This is a genomic window from Herbinix luporum (assembly GCF_900070325.1).
In the GTDB taxonomy this organism is placed as follows: Bacteria; Bacillota; Clostridia; order Lachnospirales; family Lachnospiraceae; genus Mobilitalea; species Mobilitalea luporum.
In genome coordinates, this window is the sequence record NZ_LN879430.1 from 1557503 (window position 1) to 1584213 (window position 26711).

The 26711-nt window shown below is 41.0% G+C and carries 26 protein-coding genes; 1 reads left to right on the forward strand and 25 read right to left on the reverse strand.

Annotated features, from left to right (window positions below):
• The first annotated feature begins 2 nt into the window (after positions 1 to 2).
• The gene (tnpA, locus tag SD1D_RS07250) at positions 3 to 464 is read left to right on the forward strand and encodes an IS200/IS605 family transposase (RefSeq protein WP_058258309.1); all 462 of its coding nucleotides are present in this window, start codon (positions 3 to 5) and stop codon (positions 462 to 464) included.
• A 164-nt stretch (positions 465 to 628) separates the two neighbouring features.
• On the opposite strand, the gene SD1D_RS07255 is transcribed toward tnpA, so the two are convergent.
• The 25 genes from SD1D_RS07255 to SD1D_RS07370 form a co-directional block, all read right to left on the reverse strand.
• Complete coding sequence (locus SD1D_RS07255) at positions 629 to 1552, reverse strand: hypothetical protein (RefSeq protein WP_058258310.1); 924 nt, start codon at positions 1550 to 1552, stop codon at positions 629 to 631.
• Positions 1549 to 2031, reverse strand: a complete 483-nt coding sequence (locus SD1D_RS07260) for an RNA polymerase sigma factor (protein ID WP_058258311.1) — start codon at positions 2029 to 2031, stop codon at positions 1549 to 1551. The genes SD1D_RS07255 and SD1D_RS07260 overlap by 4 nt, the downstream gene beginning before the upstream one ends.
• A 588-nt stretch (positions 2032 to 2619) precedes the next feature.
• Complete coding sequence (locus SD1D_RS07265; protein ID WP_058258312.1) at positions 2620 to 2952, reverse strand: hypothetical protein; 333 nt, start codon at positions 2950 to 2952, stop codon at positions 2620 to 2622.
• A gap of 41 nt (positions 2953 to 2993) precedes the next feature.
• On the reverse strand, positions 2994 to 3917 hold the full coding sequence (locus tag SD1D_RS07270; protein ID WP_058258313.1) for a recombinase family protein: 924 nt from the start codon (positions 3915 to 3917) through the stop codon (positions 2994 to 2996).
• 65 nt (positions 3918 to 3982) lie between these two features.
• On the reverse strand, positions 3983 to 4633 hold the full coding sequence (locus SD1D_RS07275) for a hypothetical protein (RefSeq protein ID WP_087758846.1): 651 nt from the start codon (positions 4631 to 4633) through the stop codon (positions 3983 to 3985).
• Positions 4634 to 5024: 391 nt separating this feature from the next.
• Positions 5025 to 6323, reverse strand: coding sequence for a group II intron reverse transcriptase/maturase (gene ltrA / locus SD1D_RS07280; RefSeq protein WP_058258314.1), 1299 nt, complete (start codon positions 6321 to 6323; stop codon positions 5025 to 5027).
• A 15-nt stretch (positions 6324 to 6338) separates the two neighbouring features.
• Positions 6339 to 6512, reverse strand: coding sequence for a hypothetical protein (locus tag SD1D_RS12180; protein ID WP_157893110.1), 174 nt, complete (start codon positions 6510 to 6512; stop codon positions 6339 to 6341).
• Positions 6513 to 7020: 508 nt separating this feature from the next.
• Complete coding sequence (gene ant(9) / locus SD1D_RS07285; protein WP_058258315.1) at positions 7021 to 7809, reverse strand: aminoglycoside nucleotidyltransferase ANT(9); 789 nt, start codon at positions 7807 to 7809, stop codon at positions 7021 to 7023.
• 131 nt (positions 7810 to 7940) lie between these two features.
• Positions 7941 to 8468: a phosphoribosyltransferase family protein gene (locus SD1D_RS07290; protein WP_002294507.1), complete on the reverse strand. Its 528-nt coding sequence runs from the start codon at positions 8466 to 8468 to the stop codon at positions 7941 to 7943.
• Between the two features lie 43 nt (positions 8469 to 8511).
• Positions 8512 to 9375 carry an aminoglycoside nucleotidyltransferase ANT(6)-Ia gene (locus SD1D_RS07295; protein WP_002294505.1) on the reverse strand — a complete coding sequence of 288 codons (864 nt, stop codon included), beginning with the start codon at positions 9373 to 9375 and terminating at the stop codon, positions 8512 to 8514.
• A 32-nt stretch (positions 9376 to 9407) separates the two neighbouring features.
• Positions 9408 to 10142 (reverse strand): class I SAM-dependent methyltransferase, encoded by a 735-nt coding sequence (locus SD1D_RS07300; protein WP_000662263.1) that lies wholly within the window; start codon positions 10140 to 10142, stop codon positions 9408 to 9410.
• Positions 10123 to 10992 (reverse strand): nucleotidyltransferase domain-containing protein, encoded by an 870-nt coding sequence (locus tag SD1D_RS07305; protein ID WP_000228166.1) that lies wholly within the window; start codon positions 10990 to 10992, stop codon positions 10123 to 10125. The genes SD1D_RS07300 and SD1D_RS07305 overlap by 20 nt, the downstream gene beginning before the upstream one ends.
• A gap of 102 nt (positions 10993 to 11094) precedes the next feature.
• A complete protein-coding gene (locus tag SD1D_RS07310; RefSeq protein ID WP_000567889.1) occupies positions 11095 to 11340 on the reverse strand; it encodes a single-stranded DNA-binding protein in 246 nt (81 codons plus the stop codon).
• Positions 11341 to 11483: 143 nt separating this feature from the next.
• Positions 11484 to 13055, reverse strand: a complete 1572-nt coding sequence (locus SD1D_RS07315) for a recombinase family protein (protein ID WP_024400882.1) — start codon at positions 13053 to 13055, stop codon at positions 11484 to 11486.
• A gap of 3 nt (positions 13056 to 13058) precedes the next feature.
• Positions 13059 to 13424, reverse strand: coding sequence for a recombinase family protein (locus SD1D_RS07320; protein WP_330398583.1), 366 nt, complete (start codon positions 13422 to 13424; stop codon positions 13059 to 13061).
• Between the two features lie 48 nt (positions 13425 to 13472).
• Positions 13473 to 15038: a recombinase family protein gene (locus SD1D_RS07325; protein ID WP_058258317.1), complete on the reverse strand. Its 1566-nt coding sequence runs from the start codon at positions 15036 to 15038 to the stop codon at positions 13473 to 13475.
• A 52-nt stretch (positions 15039 to 15090) separates the two neighbouring features.
• Positions 15091 to 15321 (reverse strand): SHOCT domain-containing protein, encoded by a 231-nt coding sequence (locus SD1D_RS07330; RefSeq protein WP_058258318.1) that lies wholly within the window; start codon positions 15319 to 15321, stop codon positions 15091 to 15093.
• Positions 15322 to 15451: 130 nt separating this feature from the next.
• A complete protein-coding gene (locus tag SD1D_RS07335; RefSeq protein ID WP_058258319.1) occupies positions 15452 to 16153 on the reverse strand; it encodes an N-acetylmuramoyl-L-alanine amidase in 702 nt (233 codons plus the stop codon).
• A gap of 27 nt (positions 16154 to 16180) precedes the next feature.
• Positions 16181 to 17599 carry a hypothetical protein gene (locus SD1D_RS07340; RefSeq protein WP_058258320.1) on the reverse strand — a complete coding sequence of 473 codons (1419 nt, stop codon included), beginning with the start codon at positions 17597 to 17599 and terminating at the stop codon, positions 16181 to 16183.
• The gene (locus SD1D_RS07345; RefSeq protein WP_058258321.1) at positions 17596 to 18030 is read right to left on the reverse strand and encodes a phage holin family protein; all 435 of its coding nucleotides are present in this window, start codon (positions 18028 to 18030) and stop codon (positions 17596 to 17598) included. The genes SD1D_RS07340 and SD1D_RS07345 overlap by 4 nt, the downstream gene beginning before the upstream one ends.
• A 77-nt stretch (positions 18031 to 18107) precedes the next feature.
• A complete protein-coding gene (locus tag SD1D_RS07350) occupies positions 18108 to 20579 on the reverse strand; it encodes a phage tail protein (RefSeq protein WP_058258322.1) in 2472 nt (823 codons plus the stop codon).
• Between the two features lie 11 nt (positions 20580 to 20590).
• A complete protein-coding gene (locus SD1D_RS07355; protein WP_242955203.1) occupies positions 20591 to 20944 on the reverse strand; it encodes a hypothetical protein in 354 nt (117 codons plus the stop codon).
• A gap of 165 nt (positions 20945 to 21109) precedes the next feature.
• Complete coding sequence (locus SD1D_RS07360) at positions 21110 to 23038, reverse strand: siphovirus ReqiPepy6 Gp37-like family protein (protein WP_058258324.1); 1929 nt, start codon at positions 23036 to 23038, stop codon at positions 21110 to 21112.
• A 2-nt stretch (positions 23039 to 23040) separates the two neighbouring features.
• Positions 23041 to 23892: a phage tail family protein gene (locus SD1D_RS07365; protein WP_058258325.1), complete on the reverse strand. Its 852-nt coding sequence runs from the start codon at positions 23890 to 23892 to the stop codon at positions 23041 to 23043.
• A gap of 12 nt (positions 23893 to 23904) precedes the next feature.
• Entirely contained in the window at positions 23905 to 26649 is a 2745-nt protein-coding gene (locus SD1D_RS07370) for a phage tail protein (protein WP_087758848.1), read from the reverse strand.
• Positions 26650 to 26711 lie beyond the last annotated feature (62 nt).

Genomic DNA, 26711 nt, shown 5'->3' on the forward strand with positions numbered 1-26711 from the left:
TAATGGCTAATAAATCAAATAGCCTGTCACATACTAAATGGATGTGTAAATATCACATAGTGTTCACTCCTAAATATAGGAGAAAGATAATATATAATCAATACAAAGAAAGTATAAGAGATATATTAAAACAACTATGTGCATATAAGGGTGTAGAAATATTGGAAGGACATTTGATGTCTGACCATATACATATGCTTGTAAGCATACCACCCAAACTGAGTGTATCACAATTCATGGGATATCTCAAAGGGAAAAGTGCACTAATGATATTTGATAAGCACGCAAATCTCAAGTATAGGTTTGGAAATAGACATTTCTGGGCAGAGGGATATTATGTGAGTACAGTAGGGCTTAATGAGGCAACCATAAGAAAATATATTCAAGAGCAAGAAAGACACGATATTGCTATGGATAAATTAAGTGTAAAAGAATATGAAGACCCCTTCAGGGGTGGCCGGTAGTACCAATACCCTTTTAAGGGTAGCTACGAGTCAAGGGCATTAAGGCTTGAACAAAGTGAAAGCCAGCGCCTTTAGACGCTGGCCGGTAACTGCCCCTTATAGGGGCGAGCAAACCACCCGTTTGACGGGTGGTCATGATTTGTTTCATGCTGGAAGATAAAAGATTATTCAACTAATGATTTCATTATGTCAACAAGCTGCTTATCTGTTTGTTTATATCTCTCAAGGCTTTTTTCTTTATCAACAACACCATCCTCCTGTACGAAATCAGCTTCTGCTTCGATTACAACTGATATACCATTCTCCACATATACGAGTTTTCTCACATGAGGTACCTTTACATGTACATTGCCCGGCTCGGGAAAATCGCTTATACTGATCTCACCGTTTGTTGTACTAACGTTTTTCATATGCTCAAGTGCATCTGATTCGAAGTACTGCTCCGCAAAATAAAAGACACTAAATCTATTTTGAAATTCCAATGTGTTTTTATTGAAAAAGTAATAAACCGTCTGATACGCAATAATATTCTCAGTGGCCTCATCAACTAACACATACTGTTTTGTCGTGTAATCGCCGTCGGGGAGATTTGGGCTTTTTACGGAAGCTTGTAAAGCTGATTCTACATCATTCTTTGTATATTTATGTTCCTCCCAACGCACCCCGTTGTTCTTAATGCCTGAATTAATTCTGACCAGGGCAATTAACTTGTTATTAAAGAAAAATCCGAATGGTACTTTTGCCGAAGATATCTGTCTAATCAGCTGTGATGCATCAACGTCGTGATATACCGCGCTACTTTGCTCTATAGTGTTTAATTTATCTTGACGAGGATTAGGGTCCCCTGCTGCATTTGGTATATTTGAATTGCTTCCATTTGGTGTTGTATTCCATATGTTCATATGCGGATAGACACCTATAATGAAAAATAACATTACCGTGGCACATGCAGCCACAGATATATATTTTCTTAAATTGTTTGTTCCAATATGTTGGCGAGTAGGACTTTGGGTTAACCTATACATGATCTTCTCATGTAAAGTTTCATCAACAGACAAATTGTCCATATAATCCTTATAATCTTTCATTTCAACTCCTCCTTTAGGATTGATTTAAGTTTTTGACGGGCGCGAGTTAGATGACTTCTTACTGTAGATTCCTTTTGCCCAGTCAGCTCAGAAATGTCCTTAATGGAATACCTCTCATAATAAAACAAATGGATGACTGTTCGATATTTGGTTGGTAATGTCATAATTTGCTCCAGTAATTCATGTTGCTCTGGTTCCGAAGCTGGGTAAGAGTCAAGAAGGGGAACTATTCGCTTACGCCAAGGGGATCGCAATCGGCTATTGCAGAGGTTTACGGTTACCCTTATGAGCCATGCCTTTTCATGTTCTTCTGTTTCAAAATCAGGAGCTCTCTCATAAGCACGTAAGAATGCCTCTTGCACTATGTCCTCGGCATCGGACATGTTTCCTGTAATAGCGAGTGCAGTGCGATATAGTCTATTTTCATGTTTTGTTACAACCGCCTCAAAGTCCTCCGGCCGATAGGACTTATATGCCATTTGCTTCACCTCCTTAACCTATATACGCTTTAGATGGCAAAAAGGCTGCAAAGTTTTCTAAAAAAGCTAATACTCAATATAAAACCGAGCAGTCCCTCCATCTATACGGAAACAGTCTGCTCGGCAAATTCTGATTTATCGCTCGCATAAATTATCAGTTTCATGCTATACATCCAACCCGACAACACAACCTCAAAAATGTCCGAAAAAACATCTAACCTGACCACTCGCCAAGGCTGACATCTAACCCGACCACTCGCGGGGCTATGACATCCAACCTGACCACTTGACTATAAAATACTGCCTTTATGGACTTGTTTCCGCGAAGCGATATTTTCATGTTTTTCGCTCAATGGGTTTCACACCCATATGTGCAAAAAGCCTTGATATATAAGGGTTTTTCTCAAACTCAATCTTTTGTCCTTGTTATCAATACTACGCACTCAACGTGAAGTTTTTAGGCTATTTCACACTTTCCAAAAATGCAGCAAGAATGCTGTGTTTATGCTGGTTTGATATCCATCCTGTCCTCTCGCTAAATAATTCTCGATTAGGCTATTTGATTTTACGTCTTTAAAAATTTGTGCTTTATATTCCTAAGATTGTAAATACTCCTTCATTTTCGAATACATTTTTTACCCAAGCAGCAGCTTCAGTAAGGGCTGGTTTTGCTTCAGTATCCAATTGCGATGCATAATCAAGTATAGCTTCCCATTGCGATTGATTAACTTGTGTTTCTCCATATGGATCATAGTCAGGAAGAACTGCGGTAAATGCTTTATATAGTTGTAACTCTTCAAGAGTATCATCATGCAATAGTATTGAATCTGATTTCCAGAAGGTTTTACCGTCCCATTTCCCTTTGTAAAATTCATGATAACATGTTCCCACACGGTCACTTACATAACAAAAATATTTCATAAATGCACCTCGCTAGATATAAAAAACTCCCTTTTCTAAATCTACTTCTTCGAACTGTATTTTTTGCTTTTTCGCTTACTTCCTTTTTCGTCCTCGATAACATTGCTTCGATGCTGTTTTTCAATCTGCACCGCTTGGAAAGTTTCCTTTGAAACTATTGCAGGATTGTTATTCTCTGCCTGATAATATGAATCGTGTTTTCCGTTATCCAACAACCGAACGGTGCCCGTATATTTTTCATTACTGAGCATTACGTCAATTGTTCTCTTAGGCCAAGTTGACTTCCCGGTAGGGGATTTGATCCCCAGCCGTTCCAGATCTTTCACAATACCTAAAACGCTTTTACCCTGAAGATAGAGGTTATATATTAAACGAACATTTTTTGCTTCTTCCTCATTAATGACCAGATTACCATCTTCGTCATTATAATACCCATAGCATTTTCTATTATAAAGCTTTGAGGTACCTTGCGCAGCACGTTGTTTGATTCCCCACTTAATATTTTCACTGCGTGATTCGTTCTCTGCCTGCGCTATTGATTCGATTATGGAAATCATGAGATCATTATCCGTATCAGCTGTATCAAGCACTTCCTGTTCAAATATAACGCGGACTCTCAGTGTCTTTAGTTGATTTAAGGCTTCAAGTGTATCAACTGTATCCCTGCCAAATCTGCTTATGCTCTTAGTAAGTATAATGTCTAGATTATTAGATTGACAATCTTCAAGCATACGAGCAAACTCTTTACGAGAAGATCCTGTTTTACTTGAAGCAATATCTATATAGATATCAGAAAGTAACCATTGTGGTATAGCAGCTGTTAATCTAGTAAGAGCAGATACTTGAGCTGTTAAACTTTTCAATTGTTCAGCACTATTACTGCTAACTCTACAGTATATGCCTACTCTTTTTTCTCGTTTTGGAGGTAATGGTGGTATGAAATGTATTTTGGGGTTATACGGCATAAGACACACTTCCTCAATATCACTTTTTTGCTAAATAAACGATATTTAAAATATTTAATTTGTATTTAGATTTTCCAGTACACGTTATTAGGTAGTCTACGTAAATAGCCTTCGCTTTTTTCTATTATTTCTCCTGTTTGAATGTTTCTTACTATTACATTTTCATGATATTCGGGATCTTCATACCATTCAGATAGATACAACCTATCCCCATCCCGAAATAATACTGTCTCTGTTTTTCCAATTGCAATTTTCTTTTTTTCTGGCCAAACAATTTCATAGAAGCCATCATTTCCACTTCTTCCAAGAGTAAGTGGCGTTGTTTCAAGCTTTAAGTTATAGCAGTCTTCAACTTCTGATAAAGACAATTCAGTAATAACTTCTAATTTTTGTTTTTCTGGGATATATTTTTTAATTTTAATTAGCTTTTCATGAAAATCAACAACTAAAAAATTAAATATCCCATTATTCCATATAGGTTTTTCAACATATACATTCCCTTGGATTTGAAATGGTGAATGTACTTCCCCATCAGGATAATGGATTAAGTGATAATTCATTCCTTTAAAAAATCCATCGTTATTAAATATCTCTTGCGCTTCATATAAGTCACAATATTCAACTGTTCCTTCTCTGCATGAATACCATTCATTTGTTCCTTCAATTTCTTCTGGATAACTATTTGAAATACCTTTTATATTAGTAATATTTATCATTTATTTATTCCCCTTTATAAAATAAGCCTATTTAACATTGTGTCAATAATATGATATTATGATTAGTCTATTTATTCACTTTATCACATCTATTCCATCTCCTCAACCCCTACAAAAAATCTAAGCTGTCAACTCAACCCTATTATTTTCATGGCAGTTGATATGTTTCCCCAATCAATAAAAATAAAGGTTTCCCAACATTGATATCTCCGGCAAAGTAGCCGAAAGGAAAACTCAATGTCTGGAAACCTACTATTTATCAATATTTCGATTAGTACCTATTTTCCCACCCTTGATAGAGTAGAACAGTGGGGTTACCACCGTCCCCTCATCAAACCGTACGTGCGGTTTTCCCGCATACGGCTTTCCGATATTCTTCTTCCTTCAGCTTTCAGCCACACATACTTGCTAGTCCTGCCTGTTTAGTCAATTCTCTGACCTTTGCTGCATTTCCTAGCCTATAATTGCGTTGTTTCTTCCGATTGTACCACCGAGTAAACTTGAAATTGATATACTTATCTATCTTCCATAACCATGGTCTGGTAAATCTTCTGGTATAATAGTTTCTCATGCCAATGATTTTAGGATTGAGTAGCTTCACCATCTCTTCCATACTTAACAGTAGCTTGCTTGGACTGGCAAACACCTCTTTTATGTTAGCCCTCATTTTCTTCATAGCCTTCTTAGACGGTATCTGTTGTAGCGTCCAATACCACTGCCAGTTTTTATTTCTAAAACGCTGAAATCTATTATTGAAGCCAAGAAAATCAAAACTGTCCTTTCCGAAATACATATCAACTAGCCTTGTCTTCTCACTATGTAGTGTTAGTTCCAGCTTTCCCATTATCCACTTCACAGCGCGAAAGGCTTCTTCTGCATGAGATAACCTCTTGCACAATATCACAAAATCATCTGCATAACGCACTAATTCACCCAGATGTCCAAAGGCTTTATTCCAATACACATCAAAATAATTCAGATATATATTGGACAATAGTGGAGAAATAACTCCTCCCTGTGGTGCTCCCAGTGTGCTCTCACTATACCTACCGTTTTCCAATACCCCCGCTTTTAACCAGCCTTTTATCAGCTTTAACACTCTACGGTCAGTTATTCTTTGTTTGACTAGCAAAAGTAGCTTATCATGATTGATGCTACCAAAATAATCTTTTATGTCAGCATCTATTACCCATAGTGCACCACCTTTGTCAGAAACTTCAAATATCCTGTCCATTGCTTGTTTGGCACTTCTTTTCGGTCTAAATCCATACGAACAGGGTTGAAAATCTGCTTCAAACACAGGCTCTATCACTATCTTTGCTGCCATCTGTACTATTCTGTCCTTAATCGTAGGTATCCCCAATGCTCTTTTTCTACCATCCGGTTTTGGAATATAACTTCGTCTGACAGGCTTACACCGGTACTTCCCAGTCCTCAATTCTTCCGCTATTTCGCCCAGCAGTTTTTCTTCGCCGTACGTTTTCACATCATCAATGCTGACTTTATCAATACCGCCTGTTCCACCATTCTGTTTTACCCGTTTCCATGCTTCTTCTAAGATATCGTTACGGTATATCTTGTCATACAACGCATAGAACCTTCTCTTTCGGTCAGCTTTGGCTGTAAGGTATAGTCTGTTTTGGAAGTCTCGTACTTTTTCATGGGTGTTTATAGCTTTTTCGGCAATCACCGGTACCTACCTCCTTTACAGACTTGAATAAAGTTGTGCCCCTTCCCTATGCACAGTTTTGTTGTCTGTACAATCCTTGGTACTATGAGCACTTCTGACTGCCTCTTTGCAGAAAGCAACTTCGCTTTTGCTTATATGCTTCCTATTTACAGTTTCCTGTGCAAAGTAGGCTCTCTCCAGTTCCGACAAATACTTTCCTGACGTGTCGTTACCTCTACACCGCAGGGTTCTTAGGTATTGCATTTAGGGTTCTTCATACCGTCTGCTGTCTTCGCTGTTGATGTCGCAGCTCGACTCCCTGTTGTTTCCTTTCGGAAATGTAAATAACGGTGCGGCAGTATTCACTTTATGTTACAACCCGCCAGTTTGCCTGCTCCTTTCGGAACATTCCGTAACGCTTCAACGCATAGATTACTCCATACGCTGGTTACTGACTAAGTGGCTGCCCTACCTTTACCACTGCAGGACTTTCACCTGCTAGCATTTGCCAGCTTAGCTGGACGCACACATCAATACTACACACTCCACATGGCTCGAGTTGATGGCATTGATGTCATATTACTTTGCCCGTCTGTGGAAACATATCAGCAGCATTTTTGGAACTATCGGTAGACGGGAACATATCCAGCGGTTTTTGACCATTTTAAGAAATTTCGGTATGAGAGAACCTATCAATGGAATTCTCAACACCAGCCTTTTAGAGATTAAGGGAAGACTCTATAGACTTCTTCATATTATTAACGAGTTCAGTCACCTCAGAATCCATTCCTTTCCACTTATCAATATACCCTCCTAGATAAGCCTTTCTTGCTTTGTCAAGTAAAATGGCATGCTCATAAGGTAATTGAGGTATTGCCCATTCAGCTGCCAGATCTTTTGATCTGATTTCACCAGTAGATGCTGTCACCCACATTCTGGCTAAAGTTAAAATCACATTGCGTTCGTCACCTTTAATGCTAGTTATCAACCCGGGCAACGATTCTTTAATTGCTTTTCGAATATCTGTCATTGGCACAGGCTCAATTACTTCTGTTGCCTTTGGTCCCAAAAGGTTAATACTATTTTTTCTTAGTTGTGCTAAAAGTATTGCTAAATCCGGATCATAAGTCGACTCAGGAATTTCTCCCTTTTCAAACTGCTCTCTTAGCCACTCGCCATACATAAATTCATATTTGGGGGGGAAATGCCAAGGGACAATATCCTTTTGATTTATGACCGTAACTTCAAGAGGCCTCATATCTTTTATGTTTCCTATTTTCCCAGATATAAGCATTAACCTATTTGTAAGATTCCTTCGAGTTTTTTCAGATAAACTTTGATTTGTTATTACCAAAATATCTACATCGCTATTCATACGTAAACCACCCATTACTGCCGAACCATACAAATACACCCCAATTAACATATTATCAAGTAGTTCCGCTATAGTTTTTAATGCTTGAATTGCTTCTTTCGGAATTTTTTTGTTATTTAAATCTATACTCAACTTCGATCTCCTTTCGTCTGAAAACTGTTTTTTAACGCCTCTTAAAATTTATAAAAAAAGAGTAAACATCTTTCGTTGTATTGTAAATTAACGCCATCCAAAATTTTGATTCAAGATTTTCTTTCGGTTTATTATATGTTTGAGCCAATATAAGCTACAAAACTGCTGTCTATCCATTTTTGAGTAACCTCATTTATATCAATCCCAATAGTAGCCAACCCAATAATGCTGCAATCCAATTTCTCTAACAAAGCTATTAAAGCCTTCATTTGAGAACCTGTCTCTATCCAATCATCTACAATCAAAACTCTTTTGTTCCTCACAATAGAACTCTTAGATATTTCAAAGCTTTTATCTTGACCTGAATAGTCGGTAAAATGTGTCGAAATAATCTCTTCTTTTGCGTATGGCAGCTTATCACCTTTTCTTACTCCAATAAACCCCACTCCAAGTTCTTTGGCTATGGCAGTGCCTAGTATCCATCCAATTGCTTCTGGGGCAGCCACATAATCTACTTTATTTTGAAAATCCAATGATAGTACTTTTACAATTTTATCAAAAACGGTTTTATGTGTAAAAATAGTTAGTAAATCATATTTTCCAATTGAGTTACGAGGTAATATACCTCTAATTTCATTTATAACATCAGTACTTTCCATACATTTACACCCCTTGCTTATGGTTAATAATCTTTGCTAATCTTTAAAAATAGTCATTTTCAACATATTTTTTATACATGTCCTCGGTATATCTTGTTATGTTCTTACCATACTCTGGATAATCAAACCCCAGTAGTTCTGCTACCTCTTTGGACACTTCCCTGAACAATTGGTGGCATATAAATAATGACTTCCAAATATTTTCATAGGAATCCATGCGATATGTAGATAATAATCTATTCCATAGATCTTCATCAATGTATTTGTTAATATACTTATAATTTTTCCCAACACTTAATGAAAATTCTGTCTTTATCCCAACCTTCCACGACATCATCCTAAGTAGTTCAAACCGTAGAATCTGGTTCAGATGATCGATTGCAAACAGTATCTCTTTGCGGCACAATCCTTTAATAACATAAGGTGTTACATTCCAAAATTCATTGCAGCAATCATCATACTCCCTTGCGCTTGGCTTTCTTACATGATAATCTATATCAGTCGGAACTATGTCCCTTTTAATTCTACAATCTTTATCAATTAGAACCTTTATTAATTTATCGCCCTTTAGGTAATTATCTAACTCTTCCAAGGGCAATAAGGTAAGATCAATTTTATTGTAATCATCAAATAGCATAAGATAGGAAAATCCCTTTTCTTCAGGTGGGAATAATTCCATATCCTCCGGCTTTTGCATCATTATTATATTCCCAAATTGATTAAGCCAGTCATCATTAGATATAAACGGTTCTATATCACTTACAAAATATGTAATATCATAATCCTGAAATTCATCTTTAGGTATATTAATATTTGCGCGTGACCCCTCAAGGGTCACAATTCGAATACGTTCATCCTGTTCTGCTAAAGAAAGTACTAAATCCATCATTTCTTTTTCTGATCTCATTTACATACTCCTCGTTTATTTTTTCTATATTATTACATCTTCTTTTTTGCCGATACAATCAGCATCATTGGGCGTCGCATTTCATCCGCCATCCCCGGAATATCCATCATGTTCTCTGGCGGCTGTGGCTCCACAATCTGATTTATTATAAAACTATTTGAAAGCAGTGTATTTAGATATGTGGTCAGTGTTCTATGATATTTTGTAACCTTTTCTTCCAAAAACATAGCTGTCCGTTTGCCCTCATAATAATAATTGTCCACCGGGAAATGCAGTATTTCTCCTTTTTCGTTATAATACCAGTCTTGTGTTCCATGAGCAGTAAAAACAGGATGTTCAACTGTAAAAACTAAATTGCCACCAGCCTTCAGCATCCTATATATCTTTTTTATTAAATTCTCATAGTCTGCTACATAATGAAACGCAAGCGAACTTAGTATTACATCAAAGCTCTCCTCTGGGAAATCCACATCTTCTATGGCACAGCATTCATATTCAATCTGTGGAAAATGGGTTTTTCCTTTTGCTACTTCGAGCATTTTATGAGAAATATCAACACCTACTACAGAGGAAGCACCGTTTTCCATCGCATATATACAGTGCCATCCATAGCCGCATCCTAAATCAAGCACACGCTTACCCTTAAAATCAGGTAGCATCTTTTTCAAAGTCTCCCATTCTCCCGCACCAGCCAGTCCTTTCTGCGAGCGACTCATTTGACTGTATTTTTGAAAAAATATATTATCATCATATTTGTTTTCTTTCATCTGAACTCTCCTCGTTTAAAAAGTTATTTATCTCCGATACAATTTCATTCACTTCATTATAAAGCTTCTCGGTCATGTCGTAGCATTCAAAAAGTGAGATACCGAGTACTTCAAAAATATGATTTACCTTCTCGGTATATTTTTCAGGTTTATGTTCAAAAGTTTCAAGCAGTTTTATAGCTTTCTTTTCGTTGATACAATAAGCATTATTACATGCAAATAACACTTGATTTAAACATGAAACTATACGAAAAACATGACCCGCAATATAATATTTATCGTCTGTTCCCGAATTTGCTTTTACAAACATTAAAGAGAACCCTGCTTCAAACATAAAAAAGTTAACTAAACTTTTCTGCAAAGCATTGGGATAAGTTTCTGCCTGTTTTTTTAATTCGCATAAGCTTTCATTCTTAGCATATAGTATTTTGCTAATCGCTAATTCTCCTCGATACATTGCACTAATATAACCATGGGGATGCCCAGTCTGATAATTGGCAGTAACAATTCCGTGCTCTGTATCTTTCATTATTTGTTCCACACGTTTAATATCACGTAAAATTAAATCCACATGATACCCGTTTATGACTAACCATCCGCCGCCATTAATCCAATCACCCCATGCTCCGGGAGGTACAACAAGGTTATTTCTATGCTCATCATCCAGCTTTGTAGCGAATTGATTAATAGTATTTATGTCAAATGATTCTGAATTGTAATAGATGCCGATATCTATATCCGAATCCTCTGTATGGGTGCCCCTTGCACGTGAACCACCTAAAACAATACCTTCTATATAAGACAGAGAGGATAATTTCTCTGCTACTGATTTAATAATATTATCTACCATCAAGCATGCTCCTTTTATCGATTCACTGCTGTAAAAATTCCAAGCCAAATCTTTTGCTTCTACTCAACATATTTATAATTTTTTTAATTTCACAAAAGATAGTTAAAACTTATCAATTGTCTTTTTATACCTCTGCTGATTAGATGAAGTCTTTTCAATAGCCTTTAAATTACCATTCATTTTGCTAACATGGTTTAAAAATAACGTTCCAAGCAGAAGTCGATCCTTTCTGGGTATCCTATTCCACACATATCCCTTGAATAAATCTTTAACAAGAAAAACTTCGCCATCATTTAGATTTTCAGTTTCTCTAATAGCTTCTTCCAATAGCTCATTTACATCAATCATGTTGTCCACTCCTTATTAATAATAATATCAACAACATTGTTGATATTATTATACGTATATTCACAGTCAAAGTCAATCCGTAAATAAGAAAAGCCACCAATCAAGGAAGTAACACCTCTCAATTGGTCGCCATTTCTGATATCCTATATCTCAATATCTATTTCAACACCTGATTTAAATTCAACAGTGAGCTTATCATCAAATACCGTAACTTTTTCAATAAGCCGCCTTACTAATTGCTCATCATATTCCTCCAACTCGCAGGATTGTTCATTTAAGAAATCAGTCATTTCAGCGATTCGTTGCCTTTTTCCTTCACGCTCTGCATTCTCTGCAAGTGCATTTTGCTTCAATTCTCGAAGGCGGTAAATTTCATCAGCCACATCTTCATAGTCATTCTTGGACTTTGCTTGTATAAGAAGCTGTTGTTGTAATTCTTCCAATTTGCCATCAATATCATCGGTGGCATTATCATTTTCTTCATTAAATACAGTAGCTATGTTTTTCTGCAAGGTTGAGAGGAAGGGTTCTTTGTTAGCCAAAAGCTCGTTAATAGCCTTGACCACTGCTGTCTGCAATGTTTCCTCGTTTATGGTAGGAGCAGTGCATTCAGAGCCTTTTTCCTCTAAACGACTGACACATCTCCAAACAATAGACTTGTAGCCTCTGTTATTCCAATGTACCCGTCGGTAAATATCGCCGCAGTGTCCGCAGTAAACAATACTCGATAAAGCATACTTGCTGCTATAGACTCGCTTTTTACCGCCTTTGCGGCCACGAAGATTTGCTCTTCGAACCATCTCTTCTTGAACTTGCATAAAAAGCTCCCTTGGAATAATCGGCTCATGGCTGTTTTCTACATAATACTGGGGAACGATGCCGTTATTCTTGACCCGCTTTTTAGAAAGGAAATCAACCGTATATGTCTTTTGTAGAAGGGCATCACCGATGTACTTTTCATTCTGCAATATCTTTTTTAGTGTTTCTGGTCTCCATTTGGCTTTGCCTGCCGCTGTAAGAATACCGTCTGCTTCTAGTCCTCTTGATATTTGTAAAAGACTAGCTCCTTCAAGGTACTCTCTATAAATCCGTTTAACAACCTCTGCACCCTCGGGGTCGATGACTAGTTGCTTGTTTTCATCCTTGGTGTATCCAAGGAAACGCTTATGGTTGACCTGGACTTCACCTTGTTGATATCGATACTGAATGCCCAGCTTAACGTTCTGACTTAAGGATTGGCTTTCCTGTTGGGCAAGGGAAGCCATAATAGTCAGCATAATTTCACCCTTGGAATCCATGGTGTTGATATTTTCTTTTTCAAAGAATACAGCGATGTTTTTATCTTTTAACTGACGGATGTATTTAAGGCAGTCTAACGTGTTTCTGGCAAATCGGCTGATGGATTTTGTAATGATCATGTCTATTTTTCCTGCCATACATTCCTCAATCATGCGGTTGAACTCTTCACGCTTTTTGGTATTTGTACCTGTGATACCATCATCCGCAAAAATCCCTGCCAATTCCCATTCCTTGTTTTTCTTAATATAGTTTGTATAATGTTCAATCTGAATTTCATAACTTGAAGCCTGCTCCTCACTATCCGTTGAAACACGACAGTAAGCAGCCACTCGTATTTTGGGTTTGCTCTCACTAGTTTTATTATTTCCGACTCGTTTAATTGCCGGAATCACTGTGACATTTCTACTCACTGCCACTTGTTACACCTCACTTTCTATCAAACTGTAGGCATATTCCGCCTGCTTGTATGGGTCTTCATATTTTTGCACCAGAGGTTTTACTTTGAACTTTACAGGGTAATCCCTTACCGGTTCATCTTTAGGCTCCCATATCCTTCCGAGCTTTTCTGCTCGTTTTTGTTTTTCTACTTTGGCTTTTTCAAATGTCTCCTCATCAATAATTGGAGGGTAGAATTCATCGCCAAGGTAGTGCTTGTTCTGCAACATCTTACTTGCTGTGGCATGGTAGCAGTCTATTCCAGCTTGTTTAGCAGCATCCTTTAAAGAAAGGCCTGCCAAATATCCTGAATACAATTCTTTTACCTGCTCTGATGCTTTTTCATCCACAACAGCCTCTCCATCTTCAATTCTATATCCATATGGTGTGTGACCCATCTAATTCACCAACCTTTCCCTCAATGTGATTCCACATTTTAATTCAAAACCGACTTCCTCCCGTGAAAAGACAATAATCCTCTCTACGTAATCTTCAAACAACTCATCCTCATAAGCTGTGAGCATTTTGGACTTAGTGGCAAACTTAAGCAGACGGTCAACCTCATCTACCTTTGCAATATTGCCATTGACGGAACGAGTAAGTTGATCCTTTTCGGCAAGAAACCTTTCTCTTTCTGCCTCCAGTGCATTCTTTTCTTTATTAAACAGAGCAGGTTCCAGATACCCTTTGGCCATTAAACCTGTCAGTACCTGGCTCTGCTCCATGTTGTTTACAATTTTAGTTTCCAACTCTTCAATTCTACGAAAACTCGCTGCATTGTTCTGGTTACGTAACCCCTGCAAAAGTGGTCTTAATATGAACTTCTGACCAAATATGAGTTTATTCATCATCGTAACAAATGCAGTCTTTATATCTTCATCTCGAATGAACTGCATAGAACATTCCGTTATATTGCTTATATGCTTACTGCAGCACCAAGCAATGTATTTTCTTGGACCGGATGAATGAATCCGTCTTTTAAAGGTACTGCCACATTCCGAGCAGATAATTTTGCCAGAGAAAGAATATCGGTTTAGATATTTACTGTTGCGCTTTTCGATGCCTTTTTCCTTTGCCCTTTGATTGAGAATGGCATCTACAGCTTCAAAATCTTCATGGCTGATAATTGCTTCATGGTGGTTTTCTACTAGATACATATTTTCCTCACCATAATTGGTGTGCCTGTTAAAATGGCTGTCAGTATAAGTCTTTTGCAAAATAGCATCCCCAGTATATTTCTCATTTTTTAATATCCCTCGAATTGTAGTAGCAGTCCAACGAGCACCTCTTTTAGGGGGGATGCCCTTTTGATTAAGATCATCTGCAATTTTCTGTGTACCTTTGCCCGATAATACTTCTGCGAAAATATACTTCACGATTTCTGCCTGCTCAGGGTTTACCACCATTTGACCATCAATGTTGTCATAACCATATGGTGGGTATGAAATCTTAAAAGTACCGTTTTGAAATCTCCTTTGTATTGCCCATTTGTTGTTTTCCGAAATGGAAATGGACTCGCTTTCTGCAAGTCCACTTAATATAGAAAGCATCAACTCACTTTCCACTGACTGGGTATTGATATTCTCTTTCTCGAAATAGATGTAAATACCCAGATCCAACAGCTTACGAACCATCTCTAAACAATCCGTTGTGTTTCTTGCAAACCTACTAATGGACTTTGTAATAATTAAGTCAATCTTCTTGTTTTCGCAATCTGATAGCATTCTAAGAAGTTCTGACCGGTTTTCTTTTTTGGTCCCACTGATCCCCTCATCATAATACAAGCCAACATATTCCCATTCTGGGTTTGCCTTTATGTAAGTCTCATAATGGGATTTTTGTGCTTCTAGGCTCACTAACTGTTCATCACTGTCCGTAGAAACACGACAATAAGCAGCTACTCGTAATTTTGGCTTGATAATTGATGTACCCTTATTCCCGTCTATTTTTGTTATCTTTTTCATCGACTCACCTCCTTTTTGGTAGGTCACATATTACCTCTGAACGCCCAGTATATCAAGGAATATCGGGCATTATCTGTGCTAACATAGGTGAGAAAGTTTCACGGTTTAATAGCATAATTTTGTTGAACTCTTCCTTTGAAATAAAACCCTTATCAAGCATTTGATGTAGCAACTTTTCTGCCCTATAATAATCAAATTCTCTTTGAAGAGCCTCAGCACTTAGATATTTCCTTTTTGGATTTAATAGTAGATCTTGTTTATCTGTAATTTTAGTAATCTGCATATAGGTAACCTCCATTTCTACAGGGAGACCCCTGCACCTATATGCAAAAATCCCTAATGATTCGAACCCCTAAAGAGCAAAAAAAATGACCCGAAGAGCTATTACACTCCTCAGGTCATAGGTAAAAGTGTTAATCATACTTTATAAACGCATCCGTAAAGCCAGCCTTTTTCGCTTTGGCAAGCTGGGCCTCTGCATTGGCTTTTACGGAATAAGCACCGATTTGAACGCGGTAGTATTTCTTTTTCTCTGTTTCTCCAGATTTAGCTCCTTCACTTAAGAGGCTTTTTACATCTGCACGAAATGTATCCATGCTCTTTCCATGCTTAGGAAACCAGTTTTTCGGATCACCATGATTACTTGCGATTCCTCTTTGATAGCCTTCATAATGGCCAATAATATCTTTTTCAGTTAGATTGTATAATTTGCAAAGATAAACACAAAGCTCTACCGCTTCTTTATAAACCGCATTAAAATACGAGGCATCGGTCAATCCATCCTCGCATATTTCAAAACCTATATGGGTATCATTCGCTGCACCTCCAGCATGCCAGCCACGATGGGTCCATGGCAATGTCTGATAGGTTGCAATTGAACCATCTGCCAACTTGCCTATGAACGCATGAACACAAACCTGTCGACCATCGGGTTTGTCTTGATTCCAGTGATTGCCGTATTGATTTTTACCCAACAGGCCATCATCAGGTGCTACATAGCGCTTCAACCAAGGATTGTTAGCCCCAGTTGAATGAACCATGATACCTTTCGGCGTTATTGTCCTGTTTGCCTTAAAGCAGGCATTGTTAGTAAGTATTTGTTTTCGTAAATTCATCACTTATCACCTCAATTAATAGCATGATTATAGGTCTGCCGGGTACAGGTGGTAGGTAAATTTCAGATCGCAATATGCGGTTGATGATGTGCCATTGCTTCCCATACGAATATACAGTCCATATCCTACAGGAACCCGGGCCTGCCGCATTTCAATCTGAACATGCTGAGCTTCAGCACTGCTGTCTGCTCCGATTGGCGTACTGCGACAGATTCTGGTGAAGTTCTGTTCATCGTTTGAAATATACAGGTCTAGCTCCTTTTCGCTTGTATCCGATTGTCGGCAAAGGGTTATCAAATGGCAGTCATATCTTGTCGGTGAGAGATTTCCCCCTTGTCCTCCAATAACTACACTTCCAATAGGCAGTATTGTGTGTAAAGGCCCTCTGGTGCTATTGGTGCCACCTGCACCGGAGACATTTCCGGACAGAACGTATCTCACATGTGGAGCACGAGTAAAAGCATTGATACTTGCAACAGCGGTAGTAGTCATCGGCAAGGCAGTGGTCACATTCTCAGCTTTTTCAAGTAAGAACAGACTCTCGCCGGGGGCGATGGTACTATCACCAACAGAAAACCTCTGACTTGTCCAATAAGCAGTACAAGTTGGATGGGGATCTGTCCCTGTGCCGTAGGCTATGTTTGCATCATCTTGGGCACCTCTTATGGCTTCAGCAAGCTTCTTAACGGTATTGCGTAGATTTTCTTGTATAAGCACCTGGGCATTATTATCAGCCGGGCTGCCCAAAACTGTGACAAAAGTATATGTTACTGGGCCAAGTACAAAATTGTTGCCGTCTACTATGTTTGAAAATGTTATGGCCGCTCTGCGACTTGCCATATCTGGAGCAGTAGCTGTTTCCACTGGATGCCAATGGTTGAGTAGTATTCCTGTTCTTTGGTAGAGTGTGTTCCTTGTTTCTCCAAGCAGATTGTAGGTATCACCAATCTGAGATGTGGCACTGACTAAAAGACCGTGCGTGGTATTGAGTAGCGCATAGTTACTGTTTAATAGGTTGTAAATTTGGTTTAGTAAGCTATTTATTTCATCGACATCGAGCGCAGCTAAAGCTGACAAAACCTGATTTAACCACTCCTGTGCGGGAGGCTCCGGTGGTTCGACTATACCGTCAGCAAGAGCCTCCTCAACGATAGTGAGTATTCGTACACTTTTCCCGACTACTTCACCTTGTACTACCCTTATCTCAAGACGTCCTACACCAACAATCTCTGTATCGGCAGAGTTGGGAGACCATGTCAAAACACCATCGGCATAGCTTGTGACAACGGGATAAGCAATTCCATCAGGCCTTTTGTATATTGCGTTTAAGGCCGTACCTGGATATTCATCACCAAGCAAGCTTGAGACATCAAACTCTATTTTACGGAAATGATGCTCACCACGCCGTCCAATAAACACCGTTGCAACTTTTGTTAAGTCAATCATGTTCCATCACCATCCGATGGTGGCTCCTCATCACGCCCATGAAGCTGCTGAAGAATAGCTTTGAGTTTATCAGGGATGGGCAGCCCAATATGTCCTGCGTTTTCAAGAATAGAAATACCCTCATTACTTAAATAGAAGAAAATTACCGCCGTTCGCAGAGCACCTCCGTTCTGACTTCCTAATACCTGAGTGTCTAAAATGTGAGCGATACCCACCAGCACAAAGATGAGTACCTTTTTAAAGATACCTTTTGCCCCAATTTCACTTGACAGCTTCTTATCAATAATTGCACAGATAACTCCAGTAAAGTAATCAATGGCAACAAAAGCGACAAGGGCGTAAAGGAAGCCATCTAGTCCGCCCAAAAACCATCCAAGAAAGCCCCCGATAACCGTGAGCGCTGTCTGAATCCATGTCCATATCGTTTTCATGATCAATACCTCCAGTCCAAATTTGTATATAGAAAAGCACTCCCATTGGTTGTAAGAGTGCTTGTAAAAATGAAGGCTTATAGAGTCAATAGCAAGTCATAAAGCTGGTTCATCACATCTGCTCTCGGTCTTCCGCTTCCAATGGACAGCCACGTGACAGGCGGCACATCAAAAGTAGATGAATCATCGAAACCGTTAATCATTGTAATAACCGGCTCAATAGCCTTTCTAATCTCAAGAATATGGAATGGCCAATTCTTTATAGTGGTCTTTCCAACAATGATTTCCTCGTTCCAGCTTATCGGTGTCAAGTAGTGATAATTGCGTACCGTGTTCACTGCAGTTCTAAGGGTCTGAATATGTGCTGCTTTCACATGTGTCAGGTTTTCGGTAATCACTTCAAAAGGTGACGGCAGTACCGTAAATGTTCGAGTAACCTCCGAACTTGCTGACTCGATGTCACTATCTCGACATCTGAAGGTAACGGTATGGTTCCCGGGAGCCAGCGTTGCTGCCTGATACATTGTTTTGACACCATTTCCAAGGTAACCACTCACGGAGAAAAATTCGGGATTATCGACACTGTTGTGCCATTCACCTAAATCAATCCTTACTTCAACAATTTGAAGCTGTCCATCCGGCTCGTTGCCCGTAGTAATCATAAAGCGTGGTGTAGTGTTATAAGTCGAACTGCCTGACATCGGGCAGCTGACTACTGGTGCTGCGGGTGGACTATTTTTCTTTACAGCATTACTAAGTACATAAGCAGAAACTGCATCCAATACATCCGTTACACCAATTCGGTACCGGGTATACATTCCGGCTATTGAAGACGCATTTGTCTCGTAAGTTCCGGATGTCGCGCTTGAAGGAACAATCGCTAAAGCCTCAAATGGAGACCAGTTCGTACCATCTGAAGATGTAGATCTCTGGATGACATATTGTTTTATGGCACTGGTTCCTAGTACCGTACCGCTCCATGAGAGAGTAACAGTGTTGATTTCATAAATGACAGGGGAAGCAGTAAAGGATGATGGCGGTATAGGCAGTACGTTTTTTCGGACACTATTGCTCGATATCCTCCAGTCAGAGTAAAAGCTCTCACCAGCTGTTCCGCGAGTCCTTATCCGGAATCGGCGGTAATTGCCTCGCGTGGTAGGTGGGCTGACACTCAAACTGCCGTTTGTAGCAGATGTATTCACTGTAGTTAAAGCCATCCAATCGCCCCATGCGCTGTTATCGACAGAGTCACTGTATTGTATTTCATAGGATGTAATGGCATTGCCCGCTCCGCTTGCTGCACCACTCCATGATAAAGTTATATTTCCTTCAGCCACCGTGGCACTTACTGTACAAGAAGTTGGCGCTGCACAGGCAGTAATATCGCAGTAGATGCTGTTACTGATCTTCTCTGATGAGAAAACATCGAGATTATCTATCGTCCAAATACCAAATTGCGTATATGTGCCTGGAGTTCTTGATACATTTGGTGTATAACTGCCACCACTTGAAGACAAGGTTAGAGTGGCTAAAACATTCCATGAACTCCATGTACTGTTATCCGTGGATGTCCTACTAGCAATCTGGTATCCCTTGATAGCACTGGTTCCGCCAGAAGCTCCGCTCCATGTCAGTGTAATGGTCTCGTTACTGTAGTTTGAAGGTGAAGCAACTGCAGTGGTGGGTGGACTTGGTACTGTATTTCTTCTGACAGAATTCGTTGATACCTTCCAGCCAGAATAATAGTTCGCTCCTGCCGCTCCACGTGTCCGTACCCGGAATCTACGGTAATTGCCTCTTGTGGAGGACGGTGAAGTTGCAACACTTCCGCTGGTGGCAGACGTAGAAACAATAGTAAGTGGTATCCACTCACCCCATGTAGCATTATCCGTCGATTCGCTATATTGAATTTCGTAACCGGTTATTGCATTGTTTGTTCCACTTTTTGCGCCGCTCCATGATAAAGTGATACCACCTTCAGAGAGTGTGCTACTTACTGAACAGGAAGTTGGTGCCCCACAGGCTGTTGTACGGCTTGCCCAGTTGATGGTCAGTACAATCTTGCTTAAATCATCTCTGCCTGTAAAACCCATATAATTAACGGTGCTAGAGCCGCAATCAATAAACAAGCAGTTGCTGGCTCCGCTCCCGATTGAGTCTATCAGGGCAGTGGAAATAGTAATATCTTTTGCGCCTTGACCCGCCGGAATAGTGTAATTATATCCAGTCGTTACCTTTACAGGTCTACTTGCAGATACATTTGAATTAGATCCAACAGCTGGAATTCCATATTGATTTCCTGCATAAAGCGTCATGGTTCTGGCAGAACCCCAATCACCTGCTGCCACGCGATTTAAGTGAAGGCTGGCAGATGTGGGATAATATCCGGCATAGGTATTCCTAATACTGGTTAGATCAAAAACCATGACACCAACATTCTCATAGTTGTTAGCCTGTGTATATACTCCTTGCCTTACATTTGGCGTAACTCCTGGAATCCAGCTTCCGTTTCTCCATGTACATGCGTTAATGGCTTGATAAGTTGCCATAAGAAGTCACCTCACTCATATACCGCCGATACAAGGGAATTCACCAGGCCACATAGATTCGTATTCAACCGTGTATCCGTGATATTGTTCGCAGCTATAGATGTTGCAGCTGCAGGCACTAAAACGTCTGCAATACAAAGCTCATATACATCAGTTGTTCTTGTGAGTGCCGGTGCAGTTGGTGTAACTGCAGGAGTTCCAGTAACAGCAGCTAGCTGAATACTCCGGTTGATCATGCTTAGCCGAACCACAATTCTGTCAATGCGAGGATTGCTACCGTTTGCAGTAGCAAGTGGAATATCCATGGCATCAGTATTTTCATACCTATAACCATTAATCCATGCACTTCCTGCTGCCACGCTCACCGCTAAACCGGTACCGGGCGATACCTGCAAGTTTGTAGGAGTGGTATAAAATATCCCATTAGAGACAAGGCTCCCGAAATACGCTGCAAAATCCGTCGCGTCATAGACCCTGTCTCCGTCAGATGAGTTAAAGAAACCGCTTTTCTCCATACTGATTTCCTCCTGTTAAGCTCTCGCGTAAGAGCAAGATATAATATAAAACCCTGTAGGCAATGTGGAAGCGGCGGCGTTCGCCACCACACCGTTTGCGTTAATCGTAATCGGCATACTAGTACCACTACCACCGACCGTAATCGCAACAGAACGTACAGTCGAGTAGGGGTAAAAGTTCGGGTTTGTTATTGTTAGAAGCGTTCCGCCGGAGGGAACTCCCGAAGCCCCTACGTTAATCTGCATCCCGATTGAAATAACACCCTTATTTACAAATGACATGTTATAGCCCATGGTCACGCCACTACCAAGTGAGTAAGTGAGGGATGTATCAGCTTCCTGCGCCACCTTTTCTGTAGTGACAGCACCGTTAGCTATTCTCGCACCTGATACAGGTGCATTGTAAACATTGTTGATACTTGACGCAAAAGTGCTTCCTCTTACTGCGGCTGCAATATCTGTGAGATTACCAAGGGGAAAACTCAACCAGTTAGCCTGGCCGGACGGGTTATTATACAAGAAAACCGATATTACATAAAACGTCATGGTGTTCCTGCTAATGAAAAAGCCCATAGCCCGCTGGTATCCATTTCCTGTGTTATCGCCATTATGCTTCACTAAAAAGATATGTCCATCGTCACTTGGCTGGTCGCTGAACTTATTTCCGCTCCATGAGGTGAAATAAATGGTATCCCCGGGAACCATATGGTGCATGGCATATTGACCGATAGAAATGGTTCCTTCACCTACATTTACCTCAAGAGCAGGAAGTTTACCGAATAGATTGTTAATTGTATCTGTAACGGTGTCTCCTTGAATCTTCGGATTTACATCCTCTAAGTCACCTAAGACTTCTACCACCTCGGATATTCCTGACGGGGCTTGCAGGGCTGTTTTAACCTGGCTCATATCAGAGTTGAGCTTCTGTGCAATGGAAAGCACCGACTTTCCAAACGTCACACCGATGCTTAAGCCAGTTGCATCGTATGTCTCCTCGATTTCCATGATACGGGTTGACATTGACACGCCCCAAGGCTTTGAGATTACTTTGACAGTCTGTCCTAAGTCAAAATCTGTTTTGTAGACAAGGTTACCGTGTGGATTGACAGACACATCAAAGGAATAACGTATGGCCAATTCACTGAGCCTGCTCTGCCCTCGGAAGGTCAATGCTTCAGCGTAGTCTGTACCGAAATCATCCTTTCGCAGGTCTTTGGCATCAACAAATATCTCACGGCGATCCTCTCCAGAACCGCCGGTAATAGCGACAAATGTACGTTCAGACCCTTCTCCTTCGCCACCGACAAGAGCAGTGTTGGCATAATCCGCAGCGCTTTCTGTGTATGTCTGCTCTGTCAGATTCTCATATTCCTTAGAGAACACTGCTTGAGAAGCTGTACCTTTATACAGCGTTACCGTAAATGTCCCCTGTGCCGGTGTGAATACAGTCTTAATTCCGATACCCGAAGCATCACAAAGCTCTGTAACCGCTTCCATCAGGTTGCGATACGAGATCTGTGTATTTATTGGCACATCAAGAAACGGCGATAAGAATGAAATACCCGTAATTTGTCGTGCTGGATCGGAAGGATTAATAAGGTTCTTATTAAGAAGCTGTTCCACACAAGATGACAGGTCACCTGTGAGAGACTCTGTCTCCCAGATAATGCGACGAGCCAGGAAAGAGGTAGCAAATCGTCCGGTAGCTGTGATGATTTCACTGTCGGTTTGGGACAGTTCTAAATGCTCTATAATACCGGCTTCTTCATCATCACTCTTCCAAAGAATGTTACCAGCCTTAAGAAGTGCAGTATTCTCCGGTGTGGCTATAGCTTTTAGTTCAAAAGAACCGCACTGAGAGTAGCGCCGCGTCCAACGCAGGTATTCGAAAGACTCTACAATACCAGCAAGTTGCCGGCTTGAATTAAAAACATATAACTCCATACTCACACCCCCAGAAATTGCGGTCGATAGTAAAGACTGACTTCAAGCAGTTCCATATTAACTGTGGCATCATAACGCAGGATGTTTTGCCCAGCAGCAAGCTGAAAAAAGGTTGAACCTGTATCCAATAACGAAAAGGCGTTTGTTTCTGTTGAGCCATCCACACTAACCACGCGTTTCCCAGCAAAGTGGGTGTATACCCTTACTTCATCACCGGCATTCATTGTGGTAAGTAAGCGTATATACTCGCCGGTATCTATATTTAAAAGCTCAGGGTTTATGACCGTTCCGAGCGCCCGGAACACAATCTCGCAGCCACAAGCTACATCACCGATGTTGTTCACAGTTATAATCTGGCTTGGCTGGCGCATCCCAAACTCCATGCCTGTTTCAGGTATCTCCAGTGCAAACTCAAACATCGGTATCCACGATGCCAACTCCTGCCGCACCTCGTCAGGTGTTTCAAAGAACGGCGATGGACAGAGCAAACTAACAAAGAAGTTCGGTATTCGATGTCGGGTGGATACTGTGAACCCAGCCTCCTCCACAATACAAGCAATCTGCCGTTCTCTGTAAAGAAGCGTGCCTCTTAGTTTCGGGCTGAATATATTTAAAAAGTGCTTTCGAAGCTCGTATGCTTCATCAGGTGTAACCGCAATAACCGTACCTTCTAATGTAATGTTTCTCATATCCAAAGTGGAGGAGATATAAAAAGCACCATCCTGATCCGGTGCCTTGAAGGTATTTATGGTTTGACGGATATTGCCCGTACCATCAATTTTAGTAAGAAAATACGGACGGCTTTGTTTAAGTGTAATGCTCTCGCCGTCCGCGTTCGTGTATGTTAACTCCATGTGCCGACCTCCTCAATATGCCAGGGCTAGTTTGCGGGACAGGTTCTTAAACTCCCGTGCCAGTTCCTTCTCGGACAGGGCTTTAGGTGTAACTACGGAAATACTCTGGTTTATAACGGTTCCGTTCGCTCCGAGAGCCCCTGCCCCTCGAGATAATGAACCTGCCAAATTAAGCCCTGCATCAACCTCGAAGTCTGTAGGAATAGCCTTTCTCATGTCTTCACTGACGCGATCCATCGCCTGCTCGAAGCCAACACCTATGCCGAGCCCCATATTGCTACCCAGTTCTGCAAACAGGGAAGATGGGCTGTGTATTCCGAAGAAGTTCTTGATCTTGGTCATTACATTTCCGAAGAAACCGGATATCTTTTCCCACAGCCATGCAGCGGCGTCATTTATGCCTTGCCACAACCCTTTAATGAGGTCAAGACCAGCTTTAGCCATCTCGGGAATATTCTCAATTATTGCCCCAACTATGGCGACAATGATTTCCGGAATTGCTTTGACAACCTCCACAATGATTGTCGGCAGATTGGCTACCAAAGCGACCAGCAGCTGGACGCCTGCAAGAATGATCTTGTCAATGTTTCCAACTATGGCACTCACAAGTGAAGTTATGATTTTAGGTATAGCTGCCACAATAGTAGTAATGATCTTCGGCAGATTCTGGATAAGTGCAACCAGCAGCTTGATGCCTGCTTCCACGATCAAAGGTATTGCTTCAAACACGGCGGCAAGAATGCTGTCGATAATCTCAGGTATTGCCTCCACGATCGCATCAATGATCTCTGGTAAAGCATCCACAAGGGAAGTTAAAAGCTCAATACCTGCTTTCACAATCTGGGGCAGAGCATCTAGTACTGCTCCAACGATTCCGTCAATAATCTGCGGCACTGCCTCAAGTATCTGTGTAATTATGGATGGAAGCTCCTGCACAAGAGACACGAAAAGAGCTACACCCGCCTGCACAATTTGAGGTATGTTCTCAGTTATCATCGTAACCAATGCCTGCACAATCTCCGGTATGACTGCCACGATTTGAGGAATGGCGCCTGTGACAAATCCGATAATCGCATCAATTACTGCAGGAAGCGACTCAATAAGCACCGGTATAGCTTCAACAATACCCTGGGCCAAGCCAAGCATCAGCTGAAGTGCCGCATCAAGCAGCAGCGGCAGGCTTTCTATGAGAGCCGTCTCAATCTGAGTTACAGCAGAAACAGCTGCCGGGATGAGCTCAGGCAGCGCATTAGCAATGCCGGTAACAAGTGTCGCTATCATCTGGACTGCCGCTTCCACTATCGCAGGAAGATTGGCTATAATTCCGTCGACCAGCGCCAGTACAAGCTGTAGAGCACCCTCCGTGATTCCCGGAAGAGCACCTACTAATGCCTGAAGGAGTGTATTTATAATTTTACTGGCCGCGTCTACGATAACGGGCAGGTTATCAATTATCGCCGAGCCTATAGAGGTTACGATGCTCAAAGCCAATTCTATAATATCGGGCAGCTGTTCCAGAAGCATATTTACAATGCCCCCCACGGTATTGCCGATAACCTCACTGATTTTCGTCCAATCACCATTGGCTTCATTCAGTCCCCGGGTAAACTCACCCAACAGGCTTACACCATCGTCTGCTAACACCTGAAGCTGCGGGAGGAGCACCATACCAAGAGCATTCTTGGCTGCTTCACCTCCAGACTTGAGCCGCTGCATAGAATCATCAAACTTACCGAGGGCTTCCAAAGATTCCTGACTCATAACAGCCCCCATCGCCTTGGCTTCCTCGGTAAGTTGATTTATACCTTCTGATCCTTGTGCAATAAGAGGATTTAACTCTTGGGCACTCTTGCCGAAAAGCTGCATGGCAAGAGCATCTCTCTCGGTTTCATTTGCTACGTTACCTAGTGCATCGATAGTCTCCCAGTACACAGTTTCTGAATCCCTGAGGTTACCGTTGGCATCGGTTATAGAAATGCCCAGTGCTTTGTACGCCTGTGAAGCTGCACCAGTACCCTCGCGAGCCGAGTTCATGGAACGTATATTTCTCGCCATACTGCCGGTTAAGGTTTCCATTGAGGTATCTACCAGTTCGGCGGCATATTTATATGCTTGCAGTGATTCAGTACTCATGCCGGTAACAGTTGACATGGTGAGAATATCGTCCGCATACTGTGAAGCACCAACAGTCATATCGGTGAGAGCTTTAGCCGCTCCAACCGCAGCCGTTCCAATAGCTGCAAACGCGGCACCCATGGCCACACCTATTCCTTTTAATGCCGAGCCGAGTTTTTCAAGTTTATTTGAGGACTCCTCGACATCATCAACGGATTCTTCTACGACATTGCCGAACTCATCAACCTTTTGTCCTGCATCGTTATACCCACGATTCACATCACGGAGTGATTTTTCGTTTTCAGCCAGCTCACCCTCCATGCCGTTGAGCTCAGCCTGTGCCTTATTCAGTTGTATCTGCCAGTTTTGCGTGCGTCTGTCATTTTCACCGAAGGAGGCGGCGGCGTTGTCCAATGCAGCCTTTAGTGTAGCGATTTTCTCCCGCTGTGCATCTATTTCTTTATTCAAAACCGCATTTCGGGCGGTAATCGCCTGAACAGATTTGTCATTCTTATCAAATTGACTGGATACGAGTGTCATCTCGCTACCCAATACTTTAAAGGATTGATTGATTTCCCGCAGGGCATCCTTAAATTGCTTCTCTCCCTCAAGACCAATCTTCAGGCCAAAGTTATCCGCCATACCGTTTCACCTCCTACAATCCCGTCGGGATAATATCATCGATCGTTATCGTTTTCTTTGGC